General features: G+C 69.2%; 21 protein-coding genes. 2 read left to right on the top strand and 19 right to left on the bottom strand.

The window, feature by feature from the left end; all coding sequences use genetic code 11:
* Positions 1–16: 16 nt before the first annotated feature.
* On the top strand, positions 17–955 hold the full coding sequence (locus tag G7Z13_RS21130; RefSeq protein ID WP_166001555.1) for a DUF389 domain-containing protein: 939 nt from the start codon (positions 17–19) through the stop codon (positions 953–955).
* A 118-nt stretch (positions 956–1,073) separates the two neighbouring features.
* On the opposite strand, the gene glmM is transcribed toward G7Z13_RS21130, so the two are convergent.
* From glmM to G7Z13_RS21110, 4 genes are all read right to left on the bottom strand, one after another.
* Positions 1,074–2,432: a phosphoglucosamine mutase gene (glmM, locus tag G7Z13_RS21125; protein WP_166001553.1), complete on the bottom strand. Its 1,359-nt coding sequence runs from the start codon at positions 2,430–2,432 to the stop codon at positions 1,074–1,076.
* A gap of 212 nt (positions 2,433–2,644) precedes the next feature.
* Positions 2,645–3,157 carry a 30S ribosomal protein S9 gene (gene rpsI, locus G7Z13_RS21120; RefSeq protein ID WP_166001551.1) on the bottom strand — a complete coding sequence of 171 codons (513 nt, stop codon included), beginning with the start codon at positions 3,155–3,157 and terminating at the stop codon, positions 2,645–2,647.
* 42 nt (positions 3,158–3,199) lie between these two features.
* Positions 3,200–3,643, bottom strand: coding sequence for a 50S ribosomal protein L13 (rplM, locus tag G7Z13_RS21115; RefSeq protein ID WP_166001549.1), 444 nt, complete (start codon positions 3,641–3,643; stop codon positions 3,200–3,202).
* A gap of 251 nt (positions 3,644–3,894) precedes the next feature.
* Positions 3,895–5,121, bottom strand: a complete 1,227-nt coding sequence (locus G7Z13_RS21110; RefSeq protein ID WP_166001547.1) for a glycosyltransferase 87 family protein — start codon at positions 5,119–5,121, stop codon at positions 3,895–3,897.
* 74 nt (positions 5,122–5,195) lie between these two features.
* Here G7Z13_RS21110 and G7Z13_RS21105 point away from each other — a divergent pair, with 74 nt between their 5' ends.
* On the top strand, positions 5,196–6,083 hold the full coding sequence (locus G7Z13_RS21105) for a hypothetical protein (protein WP_166001545.1): 888 nt from the start codon (positions 5,196–5,198) through the stop codon (positions 6,081–6,083).
* Positions 6,084–6,098: 15 nt separating this feature from the next.
* Here the strand turns inward: G7Z13_RS21105 and truA are convergent, their stop codons facing one another.
* The 15 genes from truA to rplF all read right to left on the bottom strand — a co-directional run bounded on the left by truA (position 6,099) and on the right by rplF (position 15,894).
* Positions 6,099–6,962 (bottom strand): tRNA pseudouridine(38-40) synthase TruA, encoded by an 864-nt coding sequence (gene truA, locus G7Z13_RS21100; RefSeq protein WP_166001543.1) that lies wholly within the window; start codon positions 6,960–6,962, stop codon positions 6,099–6,101.
* Positions 6,963–7,045: 83 nt separating this feature from the next.
* Positions 7,046–7,576 carry a 50S ribosomal protein L17 gene (gene rplQ, locus G7Z13_RS21095; RefSeq protein ID WP_166001541.1) on the bottom strand — a complete coding sequence of 177 codons (531 nt, stop codon included), beginning with the start codon at positions 7,574–7,576 and terminating at the stop codon, positions 7,046–7,048.
* Between the two features lie 183 nt (positions 7,577–7,759).
* Complete coding sequence (locus G7Z13_RS21090) at positions 7,760–8,782, bottom strand: DNA-directed RNA polymerase subunit alpha (protein WP_003966937.1); 1,023 nt, start codon at positions 8,780–8,782, stop codon at positions 7,760–7,762.
* A 153-nt stretch (positions 8,783–8,935) separates the two neighbouring features.
* Entirely contained in the window at positions 8,936–9,340 is a 405-nt protein-coding gene (rpsK, locus tag G7Z13_RS21085) for a 30S ribosomal protein S11 (RefSeq protein WP_003956432.1), read from the bottom strand.
* 65 nt (positions 9,341–9,405) lie between these two features.
* A complete protein-coding gene (gene rpsM, locus G7Z13_RS21080; protein WP_010036675.1) occupies positions 9,406–9,786 on the bottom strand; it encodes a 30S ribosomal protein S13 in 381 nt (126 codons plus the stop codon).
* Between the two features lie 197 nt (positions 9,787–9,983).
* Entirely contained in the window at positions 9,984–10,097 is a 114-nt protein-coding gene (gene rpmJ / locus G7Z13_RS21075; protein WP_003998809.1) for a 50S ribosomal protein L36, read from the bottom strand.
* A gap of 72 nt (positions 10,098–10,169) precedes the next feature.
* Positions 10,170–10,391 (bottom strand): translation initiation factor IF-1, encoded by a 222-nt coding sequence (gene infA, locus G7Z13_RS21070; protein WP_003948620.1) that lies wholly within the window; start codon positions 10,389–10,391, stop codon positions 10,170–10,172.
* Positions 10,392–10,533: 142 nt separating this feature from the next.
* Positions 10,534–11,370, bottom strand: coding sequence for a type I methionyl aminopeptidase (map, locus tag G7Z13_RS21065; protein WP_166005158.1), 837 nt, complete (start codon positions 11,368–11,370; stop codon positions 10,534–10,536).
* A gap of 101 nt (positions 11,371–11,471) precedes the next feature.
* Positions 11,472–12,134 (bottom strand): adenylate kinase, encoded by a 663-nt coding sequence (locus G7Z13_RS21060; RefSeq protein ID WP_166001539.1) that lies wholly within the window; start codon positions 12,132–12,134, stop codon positions 11,472–11,474.
* Positions 12,134–13,447: a preprotein translocase subunit SecY gene (secY, locus tag G7Z13_RS21055; protein WP_166001537.1), complete on the bottom strand. Its 1,314-nt coding sequence runs from the start codon at positions 13,445–13,447 to the stop codon at positions 12,134–12,136. The genes G7Z13_RS21060 and secY overlap by 1 nt, the downstream gene beginning before the upstream one ends.
* A gap of 235 nt (positions 13,448–13,682) precedes the next feature.
* Positions 13,683–14,138 (bottom strand): 50S ribosomal protein L15, encoded by a 456-nt coding sequence (gene rplO / locus G7Z13_RS21050; RefSeq protein ID WP_166001535.1) that lies wholly within the window; start codon positions 14,136–14,138, stop codon positions 13,683–13,685.
* 2 nt (positions 14,139–14,140) lie between these two features.
* Complete coding sequence (gene rpmD / locus G7Z13_RS21045) at positions 14,141–14,323, bottom strand: 50S ribosomal protein L30 (protein WP_003998814.1); 183 nt, start codon at positions 14,321–14,323, stop codon at positions 14,141–14,143.
* A 2-nt stretch (positions 14,324–14,325) separates the two neighbouring features.
* Positions 14,326–14,931 (bottom strand): 30S ribosomal protein S5, encoded by a 606-nt coding sequence (rpsE, locus tag G7Z13_RS21040; protein WP_014674381.1) that lies wholly within the window; start codon positions 14,929–14,931, stop codon positions 14,326–14,328.
* Positions 14,932–14,967: 36 nt separating this feature from the next.
* Entirely contained in the window at positions 14,968–15,351 is a 384-nt protein-coding gene (gene rplR, locus G7Z13_RS21035) for a 50S ribosomal protein L18 (protein WP_166001533.1), read from the bottom strand.
* A gap of 3 nt (positions 15,352–15,354) precedes the next feature.
* Complete coding sequence (gene rplF, locus G7Z13_RS21030; RefSeq protein ID WP_166001531.1) at positions 15,355–15,894, bottom strand: 50S ribosomal protein L6; 540 nt, start codon at positions 15,892–15,894, stop codon at positions 15,355–15,357.
* Between the last annotated feature and the right edge of the window lie 11 nt (positions 15,895–15,905).

Below are 15,905 nucleotides of genomic sequence, written 5' to 3'. Positions count from 1 at the left end.
CTGTTAGAAAGGGCCCATGCTGCATCTGCGCCTGATCACCCCGGCCGAGAAGACCGACGCCGTGGTCCGCGTGATCGAGAAGACGGTCGGCGCCACGCATCTGGTCGTCCTGCCGGGCGCCGCCCGCGACCCGGCCGGCGATGTCGTGATGTGCGACGTCGCCCGCGAGGCCACGGACGAACTCATCGATGCCCTGCGGGTGTTCGACCTCGACGAGTGCGGTTCGATCACGGCCGAGAACATCGACCTGACACTGTCCCGGCACGCCGAGAAGGCCGAGCGGGACGCTCCCGGCGAGGCCGCCGACGCGGTGGTCTGGGACCAGCTCACGGAGGCGACGCACGAGGAGTCGACCCTCTCCGTCACCTATCTCGTGTTCATCACCCTGGCCACGATGATCGCGGCCTGCGGTGTGGTCCTCGACAACGCGATCCTCATCGTGGGCGCGATGGCGGTGGGCCCGGAGTTCGGCCCGCTGGCCGGTTTCTGCACGGCCCTCGTCCAGCGCCGGCCCCGCCTCGCCCTGCGCTCGCTGACCGCCCTGCTGGCCGGCTTCGCCGTGGCGATGGTGGTCACGGTCGGCTTCAGCTACTTCATGGACGCCGTCGACCTGTTCAGCGAGCAGGCCCTGAAGGCCGAACGCCCCAACACCAACTTCATCTACCGCCCCGACTGGTTCTCCTTCGTCGTGGCGGTCCTGGCGGGCTGCGCCGGCACTCTCTCGCTGACCTCGGCGAAGTCCGGCGCCCTGGTCGGCGTCGCCATCTCGGTCACCACGGTCCCGGCCGCCGCCAACGCGGCCGTCGCCTTCAGCTACGACCAGTACCGCCAGGCCTGGGGCTCCTCGGAACAGCTCCTGCTGAACCTGCTGGGCATCATCCTGGCCGGCACCCTGACCCTGCTGGTCCAGAAGGCCCTGTGGTCGAAGAAGGTCCGCAGGACGATCGCGCCCTAGTGCGAAGGGGCGCGGGGCTCCGTCCGGTATGCGGCTCCGCGGCGCGGGCGCGACCCACCACGAACCGGTCGCAGCCCGCGACGCACGGCACCCCACACCCGAACCGGGCGGCGGAGAACTACCCCAGCGCGGACTTCACCGCGTCGGCCAGCCGCCCCGCGACCGTCCGCGCCTGCTCGATGTCCGCCGCCTCGACCATCACCCGCACCAGCGGCTCGGTCCCCGACGGCCGCAGCAGCACCCGCCCGGTCGCCCCCAGCTCACGCTCGGCCTCGGCGACCGCGGCGGCGACGTCCCCGGAGCTGGCGACCCGGGACTTGTCCACGTCCGGCACATTGATCAGCACCTGCGGCAACCGCTCCATCACGGACGCCAGCTCCCGCAGCGACCGCCCGCTCTGGGCGACCCGCGCGGCCAGCAGCAGCCCGGTCAGCGTGCCGTCACCGGTGGTGGCGTGGTCCAGGATGATCACGTGCCCGGACTGCTCGCCGCCGAGGGCGAAGCCGTGCTCCTTCATCTCCTCCAGCACATACCGGTCGCCGACCGCCGTCTGCACGAGCCGGATGCCCTCGCGCTCCAGGGCCAGCTTGAAGCCCAGGTTGGACATGACGGTGGCGACGACGGTGTCGGACCGCAGCACCTGCCGCTCGCGCATCGCGAGCGCCAGCACGGCGAGGATCTGGTCGCCGTCGACCTCCTCACCGGTGTGGTCCACGGCGAGGCAGCGGTCGGCGTCGCCGTCGTGCGCGATGCCGAAGTCCGCCCCGTGCTCCACGACCGCGGCCTTCAGCGGCGCCAGATGCGTCGACCCGCACCCGTCGTTGATGTTCAGCCCGTCCGGCTCGGCGCCGATCGTGATCACCTCGGCGCCGGCCCGCGTGAACGCCTCCGGTGACACCCGGGACGCCGCGCCGTGCGCCTCGTCGAGCACGATCCTCAGCCCGTCCAGCCGGTTGGGCAGCACGCCCAGCAGGTGCTCGACGTACTGGTCCGCGCCCTCGTCGTACGACCGCACCCGGCCCACGCCGGCACCCGTCGGCCGGTCCCACGGCGCACCGGTGCGGTGCTCCTCGTAGACGGCCTCGATACGGTCCTCGATGTCGTCGGGGAGTTTGTGGCCGCCCCGCGCGAAGAACTTGATGCCGTTGTCGGGCATGGCGTTGTGGCTGGCGGACAGCATGACGCCCAGATCGGCACCGAGGGCCCCGGTGAGATACGCCACCGCCGGGGTGGGCAGCACGCCGACGCGCAGCACGTCCAGGCCCGCGCTGGCGAGGCCCGCGACCACGGCCGCCTCCAGGAACTCCCCGGACGCACGCGGGTCACGCCCGACCACCGCGGTCGGCCGGTGGCCTGCGAAGGTGCCCGCCTCGGCCAGTACGTGGGCCGCCGCGACGGACAGCCCGAGCGCCATCTCGGCCGTCAGATCCGCGTTGGCGACACCGCGCACGCCGTCCGTGCCGAAGAGTCGTCCCACTTGTCCTCCTGAGGAAGCGTCAGTTCCGGAAGCCGCGCCCGAACGCGGCCCACACGGCTTCCGGGCCCCGGACACACGGCGCCGGGTCATCCGATCACACAAGCCCTTGAGCGTCTTGTGCCGTTATACGCCCATGGCCTGCGATAAACGAACGCCCCGGCGGCACAGTGGCGTGCCGCCGGGGCGTTCGGAGTACGAGCAGGCAGCTGCGATTAGCGCTTGCTGTACTGCGGAGCCTTGCGGGCCTTCTTCAGACCGGCCTTCTTCCGCTCGACCGCGCGGTCGTCGCGGCGCAGGAAGCCGGCCTTCTTCAGCGGGCCGCGGTTGTTGTCGACGTCCGCCTCGTTCAGCGCACGGGCGACACCGAGACGGAGCGCACCGGCCTGACCGGAGACACCGCCACCGGAGATGCGGGCGATGACGTCGTAACGGCCCTCGAGCTCGAGAACCTTGAACGGCTCGTTGACTTCCTGCTGGTGCACCTTGTTCGGGAAGTAGTCCTCGAGGGTGCGACCGTTGATCTTCCACTTGCCGGTGCCCGGAACGATCCGGACGCGGGCGATGGCCTCCTTGCGGCGGCCCAGACCGGCGGCCGGCTGGGGCTCGCCGAAGCGGGAGGCCAGGGACTCCGAGGTGTACTCGCCCTCGACGGGGACCTCGGACTCGGTGGTGTAGCTGTCGATGTCAAGCTCTTCGAGCGGCTGCTCGGCAGTGGTCTCGGCCACGATTCTCCTCAGATTCTGTTCAGTCTTAGGGGGTGGCCGGACTTACTGCGCGACCTGGGTGATCTCGAACGGCTGCGGCTGCTGCGCGCCGTGCGGGTGCTGGTCACCCTTGTAGACCTTCAGCTTCGAGAGCATCTGACGGCCCAGCGAGTTCTTGGGGAGCATGCCCTTGACGGCCTTCTCGATGGCCTTCTCGGGGTTCTTGTCGAGCAGCTCGTCGTAACGGACGGAGCGCAGACCACCCGGGTAGCCGGAGTGGCGGTACGCCATCTTCTGGGTCCGCTTGTTGCCGGAGAGGTGCACCTTGTCGGCGTTGATGATGATGACGAAGTCACCAGCGTCGACGTGCGGCGCGTAGATCGGCTTGTGCTTGCCCCGCAGAAGGGTGGCGGCGGTGCTGGCGAGACGGCCCAGGACAACGTCCTGAGCGTCGATGACGTGCCACTGGCGCGTCACATCGCCGGGCTTGGGGCTGTACGTACGCACGGTTCGTAGCCTTCGCTTCGAGTGAATGGTCCTAGACAAGGTCACCGAAACGATCACGACAGCCTTGACCCACGGCGGCGACGCAAACCGCGTGCGTGGGGTCGCTGGTCATCGGCCCGGTGGACCGGTGTAAGGGCCCGTCCCGTGAGAATGAGCAAGCCAATACACAACGAACATGCAGGATACCCGCGGCGACCCGGACGGGTCAAAACGCGGGATCACCGGGCGGGCAGCCCGGCATCCGCACCCTTTCAGAGTACGCGAACCGCGCCACCGCTCCGCTCCCGCCGCGGGGCGACGAAGCGGCCCGGCAGCCGCAGCGGCCGGGCGCGCGCCCCCCGGGCGGCGACCGTCGCGGCCAGGACGCACAGCGTGAACGCGTCCTTGAAGGCCCGGCGGCGCGGCGCCTCCAGGTACGGCAGGGCCAGCGACGGCAGCTGCGGGGCCAGGGCGAGCCAGAACCAGGGCCCGCGCGCGACCGACCCCGCGTACGGCAGCCCCGCGAGCAGCAGCGGCAGCACGACCAGCAGATAGTGGTCGTACGACGGCCTGGACACCAGGAACGCCGACAGCATCAGGCCCGCCGCGGTCTCCGACAGCCGCAGCGGCCCGGCGTCGCCCCGCCGCCACCGGCGGTACGCGCACAGCACCCCCGCCCCGGCGGCCGCGGCCGCGAGCAGCCCGGCGAGGGCCCGCGGCACCCCCAGCCGGGGCAGCACGGCGGCCGGGGACGCCTCATAGAGCCGTACGAAGCCGTCGTCGCCGCTCAGCAGGAACGGCAGGGTGCGGGTGAAGAAGCCGGCCGGGTCCGGCATCAGCAGGCCCGCCGCCGCCGAGGCCGCCGCCGGGACCAGGACGGCCGCCGCGAGCGCCCGCCGGCGCCGGGCGAACAGGAACAGCAGCGCCACGGGCGCCAGCAGCGGCTTGAGCGCCACCGCCGCCCCGACGACCACCCCCGCCGCCGTCCACCGCCCGCGCCCCGCGAGGAGCAGCGCCAGCGGCAGGGCCAGCGCGGCGGTCACCGTCCAGTTCGCCAGCTGCACCAGGTGAGCGAACGGCGCGAACCCGGCCGCGAGGCCGGCCAGGCCCAGCGCGGCGAACCGGCTGGACAGCGGGACCCGGTGCAGCCGCAGCGCGGCCGCCCAGGCACCGGCCAGCAGGGCGATCACCGCCAGCGGCACCAGCAGCCGCAGCCACGACGAGGGCAGCAGCGCCTGCGGGGCCGCCGCCAGGACCGCGCTGGGCAGGTAGAGGAAGTGGGGGTCGTCGTACGGGGAGCCGCCGGCCAGCCAGGCGCGGGCCGCACGGACGACGATCGCGTTGTCCATGCCGCCGTCCGGGGACAGCCGCGCCACCCGCGCCGCCTGGGCGCCCAGCACCACCGCGGGCACCGCCCACAGGTGCCAGGTGGCCCGCCGCAGCAGCCACCCGGAGATGTCACCTTCGAGCGTGTTTTTGCCGTTCTCGCCGGATTCCATGCAGGGCACGCTAGGGGCTCCGCGGCCGCGCGAGGCGGAACAGCGCGCCGCCCGGCCCGTCTAAGATGCGCCCCATGAGCTATGGGCAGGGGGGTCCCCAGTCTCAGTGGGATCCCTGGACACCGCAGTCGCAGCAGCAGTCCTGGAACAGCGGCACCGACCAGACCCCGGACTGGGCAGCGCTCGCCGAGGCCTCCGAGGCCCGTAACAAGCGGCGCCGCCTGCTCTTCGTCGGCGGCGGCGCGCTCGCCACCGTCGCCATCGGCACGGCCGTCGCCATGGCCGTCGTCTCGGCGAACGGCGACGGCGGCCAGGCGAACAGCCCCACCTCGCGGCTGCCCGCCAGCGCGGACATACCCGGCGAGTCCACCGCCGCGCCGCCGTCCTTCGCGCCCACCAGCGCCCCGCCGCCGCTGGACCCGAAGGACTTCGTCTCCGGCAAGGACAAGGACACCGCCCCGCTCAGCCCCGAGATCCTCTTCCCGGGCACCCAGCTGACCATGGGCGACATCGTCTACAAGAAGGGCCCGACGGCCGACACCAGCAGCTGCGCGACGGCCGCCCTGCAGACCCTCCCCAAGGTGCTCACCGCCAACGGCTGCACCCGGATGCTCCGCGTCACCTACACCAAGGGCGGCATCGCGGTCACCGTCGGCGTCGCCGTCTTCGACACCGAGGCCAAGGCCACCGCCACCAAGACCCAGGCCGACAAGAAGAGCATCGTGAAGTCGCTGAACGGCGGCGGCGTGCGGCCCTTCTGCAACTCCGCCATCTGCCGCACGACGACCAACTCCTACGGCCGCTACGCCTACTTCACCATCGCCGGCTTCACCGACGGCAGGGACGTGACGACCAAGGACACCGAGGTCTTCAAGACCGGCGACGACCTGGCCGAGTTCACCTTCCGCCAGATCCGCCGCCGCGGCGAGGCCCAGGCGTCGGCGGCCGCGGCGGCGGGCTGACGGGCCGAGCGCGGGTCAGCAGCACCCGGCGGCCGCCGCCCCCGGCAGCGACCGCTTGTTGCGGGCCTCCCGGCTGCGCGCGGCCAGCAGCTCGTCGGCCGGGTAGCCGACCTCCTCCAGCGTCAGCCCGTGCGGCCGTACGACGTGCACGGCCGAGTCCCGGACGCCCGCGGCCAGCACCTTGGCCGGCCAGTCCGGCGGCCGGTGCCCGTCGCCCACGAACAGCAGCGCCCCGATCAGCGAGCGCACCATGTTGTGGCAGAACGCGTCGGCGCGCACGGTCGCGGTGATGATCCCGTCCTCGCCCCGCACCAGGCTCAGCTCCTGGAGGGTGCGGATGGTCGTCGCGCCCTCGCGCCTCTTGCAGTACGCCGCGAAGTCGTGCTCCCCGAGCAGCCCGCGGGCCGCCTCGTTCATGGCGTCCACGTCGAGCGGCCAGTCGTGCCACAGGACGTGGCCCCGCAGCAGCGGGTCCACTCCCCCGGGGTTGTCGGTGACCCGGTACGCGTAGCGCCGCCAGATCGCCGAGAACCGGGCGTTGAAGCCGCTGGGCGCCTCCCGCAGGGCCCAGACCCGCACATCCCTCGGCAGCCGCCCGGCGAGCCGCTTGAGCAGCTTCTCGTGGTGCTCGCGCCACACCGCCTCGGGCAGGTCCACGTGCGCCACCTGTCCGCGCGCGTGCACGCCGGCGTCGGTCCGCCCGGCCACCGTCAGCTCGAAGGTCTCGCGGGACCGCGTCACGGTCCGCAGGGCGTCCTCGATCTCCCCCTGTACGGTCCGCCGCCCCCCGGCCTGCTTGGCCCAGCCGGAGAACTCGGTGCCGTCGTAGGAAAGATCCAGGCGCACCCGCACGTATCCGGGCTCTACTTCCTCACTCACCCCAGAATCCTCTCAGGAACGGCGAACGGGCCCGCCCCCGGGAAGGGAACGGGCCCGCGCACGCCCTCACGGGCGAGGAGCGCTTACGCGTCCTTGGACTCCTCGGCGGGAGCCTCGGCGACCTCGGTCTCGTCGGCCTTGGCGTCGTCGGCCTTGGCCTCCTCGACCTCGGTGTCCGCGGCCTTGGCCTGCTCGGACTCCTTGACCGCACGCTTGGTGGCGGCCTCGGCCTCACCGGTGGCCTGCTGCGCGACCGTCAGCGCCTCGACCAGCTCGATGACCGCCATGGGCGCGTTGTCGCCCCGACGGTTGCCGATCTTGGTGATACGGGTGTAGCCACCCGGACGGTTCTCGTACCGCGGGCCGATCTCGGTGAAGAGCGTGTGGACGACGCTCTTGTCCGTGATGACCTGGAGCACCTGACGGCGGTTGTGAAGGTCGCCCTTCTTCGCCTTGGTGATCAGACGCTCGGCGTACGGCCGCAGACGGCGGGCCTTCGCCTCGGTCGTGGTGATCTTGCCGTGCTCGAAGAGCGACTTCGCGAGGTTCGCGAGCAGCAGCTTCTCGTGCGCGGCGCTGCCGCCCAGACGGGCACCCTTGGTGGGCTTCGGCATGGTTCTTCTCCTGTGTGTCTGCCCCGGCCGTATCAGGTACCGGAGTCAGTATCCGAGCAGGCGGTCGCCTGTCGGAGATCCGGACGACGCGCCCCGGAGGGGCTGTCGTCCGGAAGGGGCGCGGGGAACTGCGACAAGCCACAGCGCACCCGCACCCTTTTACGGACCGGAAGGCCCGAGCTGTCAGTACTGCTCGGTCTCCACGAACCCGGCGTCCGCGTCGTCGTCCGCGCCGAACGCGTCCGCGGCGGCGGTCGGGTCGAATCCGGGCGGCGAGTCCTTGAGCGCGAGACCCATGCCGGCCAGCTTGGCCTTGACCTCGTCGATGGACTTCGCACCGAAGTTGCGGATGTCGAGCAGGTCCGCCTCGGAGCGCGCGACGAGCTCACCCACGGAGTGGATGCCCTCGCGCTTGAGGCAGTTGTAGGAGCGGACGGTCAGCTCCAGCTCCTCGATCGGCAGCGCCAGGTCGGCGGCGAGCGCGGCGTCCGTCGGGGACGGACCCATGTCGATGCCCTCGGCGTCGATGTTCAGCTCGCGGGCGAGACCGAACAGCTCGACCAGGGTCTTGCCGGCCGACGCCATGGCGTCACGCGGCCGCATGGCCTGCTTGGTCTCGACGTCGACGATCAGCTTGTCGAAGTCGGTGCGCTGCTCGACTCGGGTCGCCTCGACCTTGTAGGTGACCTTGAGGACCGGCGAGTAGATCGAGTCGACCGGGATGCGGCCGATCTCCTGGCCGACCTGCTTGTTCTGCACGGCGGAGACGTAACCGCGGCCGCGCTCGACCGTCAGCTCCATCTCCAGCTTGCCCTTGCCGTTGAGCGTGGCGAGGACGAGGTCGGGGTTGTGCACCTCGACACCGGCCGGGGGCGCGATGTCGGCGGCGGTGACCAGACCCGGACCCTGCTTGCGCAGGTACATCACGACCGGCTCGTCGTGCTCCGAGGAGACGACCAGCTGCTTGATGTTGAGGATCAGGTCGGTGACGTCCTCCTTGACGCCCGGCACGGTGGTGAACTCGTGCAGCACGCCGTCGATGCGGATGGACGTGACCGCCGCACCCGGGATCGAGGACAGGAGGGTACGGCGCAGGGAGTTGCCGAGGGTGTAACCGAAGCCCGGCTCCAGCGGCTCGATCACGAACCGGGAGCGGAACTCGTCGACGACCTCTTCGGTCAACGAGGGACGCTGAGCGATCAGCATGGGTGGATCAGATCCTTCAGTCGGGGGCGCCCGCTATATGACGCCCGACCAGACCGCCCCGTTCGACAGGAGCGGGTACAGCAAGGGTACGGGCGATACGGCCCTTTTACGGAGCCGTACCGCCCGGAACCACGATCCGCGAAGCGGCGAGCGTCAGACGCGGCGGCGCTTCGGCGGACGGCAGCCGTTGTGCGGGGTCGGGGTGACGTCCTGGATGGAGCCGACCTCGAGGCCCGTGGCCTGCAGGGAGCGGATCGCGGTCTCACGACCGGAACCCGGGCCCTTGACGAACACGTCGACCTTGCGCATGCCGTGCTCCTGGGCGCGGCGGGCGGCCGACTCGGCGGCCATCTGCGCGGCGAACGGCGTGGACTTCCGGGAGCCCTTGAAGCCGACGTGGCCGGCGGAGGCCCAGGAGATCACGTTGCCGGACGGGTCCGTGATCGAGACGATCGTGTTGTTGAACGTGCTCTTGATGTGCGCGTGGCCGTGAGCGACGTTCTTCTTTTCCTTGCGGCGCACCTTCTTGGCAGCGCCCTGACGTCCCTTGGGGGGCATCTTCTAACTCCTACGGGAGGTGGTCGGTCCTACAGCGAAGACCGTGGACAGGCGTCCGCTGCGGACTACTTCTTGCCCGGCTTCTTCTTGCCGGCGATGGCGCGACGCGGGCCCTTGCGGGTGCGGGCGTTGGTGCTCGTGCGCTGACCACGGACGGGCAGACCGCGGCGGTGGCGCAGACCCTGGTACGTGCCGATCTCGACCTTGCGGCGGATGTCGGCCTGGATCTCGCGACGGAGGTCACCCTCGGTCTTGATGTTGTTGTCGACGTACTCGCGGATCGCGACCAGCTGCTCCTCGGAGAGGTCCCGAACACGGGTGTTCGGGTCCACGCCGGTGGCGGCCAGCGTCTGCTGGGAAAGGGTCCGGCCGATGCCGAACACGTAGGTCAGGGCGATCTCCACGCGCTTGTCGCGCGGGATGTCGACACCGGAAACGCGTGCCATTCAATGGCTCCTGGTGATCTTCGGAGGTCTGCCGCAGGACCGGTTCCCAGCCGCCGTATCAGGTACGGACTGGGTCCCCGGCCTCCGAACCGGGGGTGTCGAACCGCTGGCGCGGCTCGGGCCCTGCGTATGTACATATTCAGCTCGCGTCGCGCGAAGTCTCTGCGATAGCGGTGCAGAGGGGAATGATCGTGCGGTCAGCCCTGGCGCTGCTTGTGGCGCGGGTTCTCGCAGATGACCATGACCCGGCCGTGACGGCGGATCACCCTGCACTTGTCGCAGATCTTCTTGACGCTCGGCTTGACCTTCATGGGATGTGAGGTTCTCCGGGTCAGTTGCCGGCGGCCCCGTGCACAGGGAGGGCACGGGGCGTGGGGCAAGATCTACTTGTACCGGTAGACGATCCGGCCACGCGTCAGGTCGTACGGAGACAGCTCCACCACGACCCGGTCGTCAGGGAGGATGCGGATGTAGTGCATACGCATCTTGCCGCTGATGTGTGCCAGGACCTGGTGGCCGTTCTGGAGCTCGACCTTGAACATGGCGTTCGGAAGAGACTCGACGACAGTGCCCTCGATCTCGATGGCACCTTGCTTCTTGGCCACGCTTCGCCCTTCGAATCGACTACCTTGATCGACTCACTGTGAGCGCATGCAGACATGCGGGTACACAAGAGCCGACGAGTCAGTCTACGTCAGCGCACCCGGAAACACGAATCGGGGGCAGTCTGCCCCACGCAAAAGATCATTATGCGAGAGGATCCGGCGCGGCCGTGACCCCGTACTCCGCCAGCTTGGCCCTGCCGCCGTCCGGGGCCGTCAGGACCAGCGGGCCCTGCTCCGTGAGGGCCACCGAGTGCTCCCAGTGGGAGGACCAGGTGCCGTCGGTGGTGATGACCGTCCAGTCGTCGTCCAGGACCTCGGTCCTCGGGGTGCCGAGCGAGACCATCGGCTCGATGGCGAGGCAGAAGCCGGGGACCAGCTTGGGGCCCTTGCCGCGGCGGCGGTCGACGTAGTTCAGCAGGTGCGGGTCCATGTGCATCTCGGAGCCGATGCCGTGGCCGCCGTAGTCCTCGATGATCCCGTACCGGCCGCCGCCGGGCTTCGGCTGACGGCGGATGTACGTCTCGATGGCGCGGGAGATGTCGACGAGCCGGTTGCCCTGCTTCATGGCCGCGATGCCGGCCCACATCGACTCCTCGGTCACCCGGGACAGCTCGATCAGCTCGGGGGCGTGACCGGAGCCCACGAACGCCGTGTAGGCCGCGTCACCGTGCCAGCCGTCGACGATCGCGCCGCAGTCGACGGAGATGATGTCGCCGTCCTTCAGGACCACGTCGTCGGACGGGATGCCGTGGACGACGACCTCGTTCACGGAGGTGCAGATGGTCGCCGGGAAGCCGCCGTAGCCGAGGAAGTTGGACTTCGCCCCGTGCTCGGCGAGCACCTTGCGCGCCACCTGGTCGAGGTCCTTGGTGGTGGCGCCGGGCACCGCTGCCTCCCGGGTGGCCGCGTGGATGGCTGCGACGACCAGCCCCGCCGCACGCATCTTGGCGATCTGCTCGGGGGTCTTGATCTGCACCATGGGGGCCCTGCGCTCTCCGTCACTCACGTCAACCGGTTACGTACACAACAGTACGGCCGTGACGCCCCTGGGGGTGCCACGGCCGCGACCGCATCCGACGGCTACTCGCCGCCGTCCTCACGCTTCAGCGCCTCCAGCGCCCGCCCCGTGACCTCGTCCACCGCACCCAGCGCGGAGATGGTGACGACCAGCCCCTGCGCCTTGTAGTAGTCGATGATCGGCTCGGTCTGCGTGTGGTAGACCTCGAGCCGCTTGCGGACGGTGTCCTCGGAGTCGTCGTCCCGCTGGTACAGCTCGCCGCCGCAGACGTCGCAGACACCCTCGGTCTTCGGCTTGCTGTACGTCACGTGGAAGACGTGGCTGGAGTCCTTGCGGCAGATCCGCCGCCCGGCGATCCGCTTGACGACCTCGTCCTCCGGGGCCTCCAGGTCGAGCACCGCGTCCAGCTCGATGCCCTCGGTCGTCAGCAGCTCGTCCAGCGCCTGGGCCTGCGAGACGTTGCGGGGGAACCCGTCCAGCAGGAAGCCGTTCTCGGCGTCCGGCTGCTCCATGCGGTCCTTCGCCATGGCGATCGTGACCTCGTCCGGCACCAGATTGCCGGCGTCCATGTAGGACTTCGCGAGCTTGCCGAGCTCCGTCTGCCGGCTGATGTTGGCGCGGAACAGGTCGCCCGTGGAGATGTGCGGGATCGACAGCTTCTCGGCAAGGCGCGTGGCCTGCGTACCCTTACCGGCACCCGGCGGCCCGACGAGGACGATTCGCATCAGCGGAGGAACCCTTCGTAATTGCGCTGCTGGAGCTGGCTCTCGATCTGCTTCACCGTCTCGAGACCGACACCCACGATGATCAGGATGCTGGTACCGCCGAAGGGGAAGTTCTGGTTTGCCCCGAAACCGGCCAACGCCATTGTCGGCACGAGAGCGATCAGACCCAGATACAGCGAACCCGGCCAGGTGATCCGGTTGAGCACGTACGACAGGTACTCAGCGGTCGGTCGGCCAGCCCGGATGCCCGGGATGAAGCCACCATACTTCTTCATGTTGTCCGCGACTTCCTCGGGGTTGAACGAGATGGCCACGTAGAAGAACGCGAAGAAGACAATCAGGAAGAAGTAAATCGTGATGTGAACGGGCGCCGCGGTGTCCGCCAGGTTGCCGTTGATCCAGCGTGCCCAGCCTGCCTGGGAGTTGGAGAACTGGACGATCAGCGCCGGGATGTAGAGCAGCGACGAGGCGAAGATGACCGGGATCACACCCGCCTGGTTGACCTTCAGCGGGATGTACGTCGACGTCCCGCCGTAGGACCGGCGGCCGATCATGCGCTTCGCGTACTGGACCGGGATCCGGCGCTGGGCCTGCTCCACGAACACCACCAGGCCGACCATGAACAGGCCGACGAGGATCACGGTGCCGAACTCGATCCAGCCGCCGGCCAGCGAGCCCTGCTGCTTGATGGCCCACAGCGCGGCCGGGAAGGTGGCGGCGATCGAGATGAACATCAGGATCGACATGCCGTTGCCGATGCCGCGGTCGGTGATCAGCTCACCCAGCCACATGACCAGGGCGGTACCGGCGGTCATCGTGATGACCATGGTCACCGTCGTGAAGATCGAGCGGTCCGGCACGATCTGCTGGGCGGCCGAGCAGTTCGGGAAGAGCGAGCCGGTGCGGGCGGTGGCCACCAGACCGGTGCCCTGGAGGATCGCCAGCGCGACCGTCAGGTAGCGCGTGTACTGGGTGATCTTGGCCGTGCCGGCCTGACCCTCCTTCTTGAGGGCCTCCAGACGCGGGATCACAACGGTCAGCAGCTGAAGAATGATGCTCGCCGTGATGTACGGCATGATGCCGAGCGCGAAGATCGTGATCTGCAGGAGCGCACCACCGCTGAACATGTTCACCAGACCGAACAGGCCCTGGTTGGCGTTCGCCTGGTCGATGCAGATCTGGACGCTCTTGTAGTCGACGCCTGGGATCGGGATGTGTGTGCCGATCCGGTAGATCACGATGATGCCGAGCGTGAAGAAAATCTTCTTGCGCAGGTCGGGCGTCTTGAACGCCCGGGCGAACGCGGTGAGCACGGTGCCTCCTGCGACCCCCGCGCATCTGCGTCAAGGGTGACGGTCTTGAGGATTCGACGAATACGTAACGGTCAACTGCCGCTCAGAGTGCCCGAGGTGCGGCACCCAGTGAAAGTTGGCAGTGCAGGCCACCTTACCGGCGAGACTGCCACCCTAGGAACGACCAACCGGGGATACCCCATTTGTGGGGTATCCCCGGTGGGGATCGCTCAAGTCATCGAGACGCCTGAAGGACTCAGACGAGCTCGGTGACGGTACCGCCGGCGGCGGTGATCTTCTCCTTGGCGGAGCCGGAGACGGCGTCGACCGTCACCTGCAGCGCCACGGAGATCTCGCCCTGGCCGAGCACCTTGACGAGGCTGTTCTTGCGAACGGCACCCTTGGCGACCAGGTCCTCGACGGTGACCTCGCCACCCTGCGGGTACAGCGCGGCCAGCTTGTCGAGGTTCACGACCTGGTACTCGGTCTTGAACGGGTTCTTGAAGCCCTTCAGCTTCGGGAGACGCATGTGGAGCGGCATCTGGCCACCCTCGAAGCTCTCCGGAACCTGGTAGCGGGCCTTGGTGCCCTTGGTACCACGACCGGCCGTCTTACCCTTCGACGCCTCACCACGACCGACACGGGTCTTCGCGGTCTTGGCGCCGGGGGCCGGACGGAGGTTGTGGATCTTCAGCGGGTTCTGCTCCGCCATGATCAGTCGACCTCCTCGACCGTCACGAGGTGGCGGACGGTGTGCACCATGCCGCGGAACTCGGGGCGGTCCTCCTTGACGACCACGGTGTTGATCCCCTTGAGACCAAGCGACCGCAGAGTGTCACGGTGGTTCTGCTTGCTGCCGATGTAGGACTTGACCTGCGTGATCTTGAGCTGCGCCATGATTACGCACCCACCCCGGCACGCGCACGCAGCAGGGCCGCGGGGGCGACGTCCTCGAGCGGCAGACCGCGGCGGGCCGCGATCTCCTCGGGACGCTGCAGGCCCTTCAGGGCCTCCACGGTCGCGTGCACGATGTTGATGGCGTTGTCGGAGCCGAGCGACTTCGACAGCACGTCGTGGATACCGGCGCACTCCAGGACGGCACGCACGGGACCACCGGCGATCACACCGGTACCCGGCGAAGCCGGCTTGAGGAGAACGACACCGGCGGCCTTCTCACCCTGGATGGGGTGAGGGATGGTGCCCTGGATCCGGGGGACCTTGAAGAAGTGCTTCTTGGCCTCCTCGACACCCTTGGCGATGGCGGCCGGCACCTCCTTGGCCTTGCCGTAACCGACACCCACGGTGCCGTCACCGTCGCCCACCACGACCAGCGCGGTGAAGCTGAAGCGACGACCACCCTTCACAACCTTGGCGACGCGGTTGATCGCGACGACGCGCTCGACGTACGCGGTCTTCTCGGCGGCAGCAGCGCCGCCGTCACGGCCCTTCCGGTCCCGCCGCTCGCCGCCACCGGCACCGCTTCCGCGGCGCTGGGGTCCAGCCATTGGATTACCTCTCTCTTTCCGCTAGCTACAAGCGGCTCAGAACTTGAGCCCGGCTTCGCGGGCGGCGTCCGCCAGGGCGGCGATGCGCCCGGCGTACTGGTTGCCACCACGGTCGAACACGACAGCCTCGACACCGGCGGCCTTGGCGCGCTCGGCGACCAGCGCGCCGACCTGCTTCGCCTGGGCGGACTTGTCGCCCTCGGCACCGCGGATCGACGCGTCCAGCGAGGACGCCGACGCCAGGGTGTGGCCCTTGAGGTCGTCGATCACCTGCGCCACGATGTGGCGGTTGGAGCGGGTCACGACCAGACGGGGGCGCTCGGCCGTACCGTTGATCCGCTTGCGGATCCGCAGGTGACGGCGCTTGATCGCGGCGCGCTTGTAGGCGTCGCCCTTGAGGATCTTCTGCCCGTATGCCATGGCTTACTTACCCGCCTTTCCGACCTTGCGGCGGATGACTTCGCCCTCGTACTTGACGCCCTTGGCCTTGTACGGGTCGGGCTTGCGCAGCTTGCGGATGTTGGCCGCAACCTCGCCGACCTTCTGCTTGTCGATGCCCTCGACCGAGAAACGGGTCGGGGTCTCCACCTTGAAGGTGATGCCCTCGGGGGCCTCGACAGTGATCGGGTGGCTGTAACCGAGCGCGAACTCGAGGTTCGAGCCCTTGGCGGTCACGCGGTAACCGACACCGCTGATCTCGAGCTTCTTGACGTATCCCTGGGTCACACCGGTGATCATGTTCGCCACCAGCGTGCGGGACAGGCCGTGCAGGGCCTTGCTCTGCCGCTCGTCGTTCGGGCGCGTCACCTGGAGGGTGCCGTCCTCGCCCTTAGCGATGTCGATCGGCGCGACGATGGTGTGGGTCAGTTCGCCCTTGGGGCCCTTGACCTTGACCGTACGGCCGTCGATGGTGACGTCCACGCCGGCGGGAACCGGGATGGGGAGCTTGCCGATACGCGACATAGCTGTTTCCT

The sequence above is a fragment of the Streptomyces sp. JB150 genome (assembly GCF_011193355.1).
Taxonomy (GTDB): Bacteria; Actinomycetota; Actinomycetes; order Streptomycetales; family Streptomycetaceae; genus Streptomyces.
This window is presented reverse-complemented; position numbering and strand designations above follow the sequence as displayed.

What these genes read in the sequence shown, in the direction of transcription:
- G7Z13_RS21130 (WP_166001555.1), top strand. Translation starts at nt 17, where the DNA reads ATGCTGCATCTGCGCCTGATCACCCCGGCCGAGAAGACCGACGCCGTG.
- G7Z13_RS21110 (WP_166001547.1), bottom strand. Translation starts at nt 5,121, where the DNA reads ATGGAATCCGGCGAGAACGGCAAAAACACGCTCGAAGGTGACATCTCC.
- G7Z13_RS21105 (WP_166001545.1), top strand. Translation starts at nt 5,196, where the DNA reads ATGAGCTATGGGCAGGGGGGTCCCCAGTCTCAGTGGGATCCCTGGACA.
- rplQ (WP_166001541.1), bottom strand. Translation starts at nt 7,576, where the DNA reads ATGCCGAAGCCCACCAAGGGTGCCCGTCTGGGCGGCAGCGCCGCGCAC.
- G7Z13_RS21090 (WP_003966937.1), bottom strand. Translation starts at nt 8,782, where the DNA reads ATGCTGATCGCTCAGCGTCCCTCGTTGACCGAAGAGGTCGTCGACGAG.
- rpsK (WP_003956432.1), bottom strand. Translation starts at nt 9,340, where the DNA reads ATGCCCCCCAAGGGACGTCAGGGCGCTGCCAAGAAGGTGCGCCGCAAG.
- rpsM (WP_010036675.1), bottom strand. Translation starts at nt 9,786, where the DNA reads ATGGCACGCGTTTCCGGTGTCGACATCCCGCGCGACAAGCGCGTGGAG.
- rpmJ (WP_003998809.1), bottom strand. Translation starts at nt 10,097, where the DNA reads ATGAAGGTCAAGCCGAGCGTCAAGAAGATCTGCGACAAGTGCAGGGTG.
- map (WP_166005158.1), bottom strand. Translation starts at nt 11,370, where the DNA reads ATGGTGCAGATCAAGACCCCCGAGCAGATCGCCAAGATGCGTGCGGCG.
- G7Z13_RS21060 (WP_166001539.1), bottom strand. Translation starts at nt 12,134, where the DNA reads ATGCGAATCGTCCTCGTCGGGCCGCCGGGTGCCGGTAAGGGTACGCAG.
- rplO (WP_166001535.1), bottom strand. Translation starts at nt 14,138, where the DNA reads ATGGCGGAGCAGAACCCGCTGAAGATCCACAACCTCCGTCCGGCCCCC.
- rpmD (WP_003998814.1), bottom strand. Translation starts at nt 14,323, where the DNA reads ATGGCGCAGCTCAAGATCACGCAGGTCAAGTCCTACATCGGCAGCAAG.
- rpsE (WP_014674381.1), bottom strand. Translation starts at nt 14,931, where the DNA reads ATGGCTGGACCCCAGCGCCGCGGAAGCGGTGCCGGTGGCGGCGAGCGG.
- rplR (WP_166001533.1), bottom strand. Translation starts at nt 15,351, where the DNA reads ATGGCATACGGGCAGAAGATCCTCAAGGGCGACGCCTACAAGCGCGCC.
- rplF (WP_166001531.1), bottom strand. Translation starts at nt 15,894, where the DNA reads ATGTCGCGTATCGGCAAGCTCCCCATCCCGGTTCCCGCCGGCGTGGAC.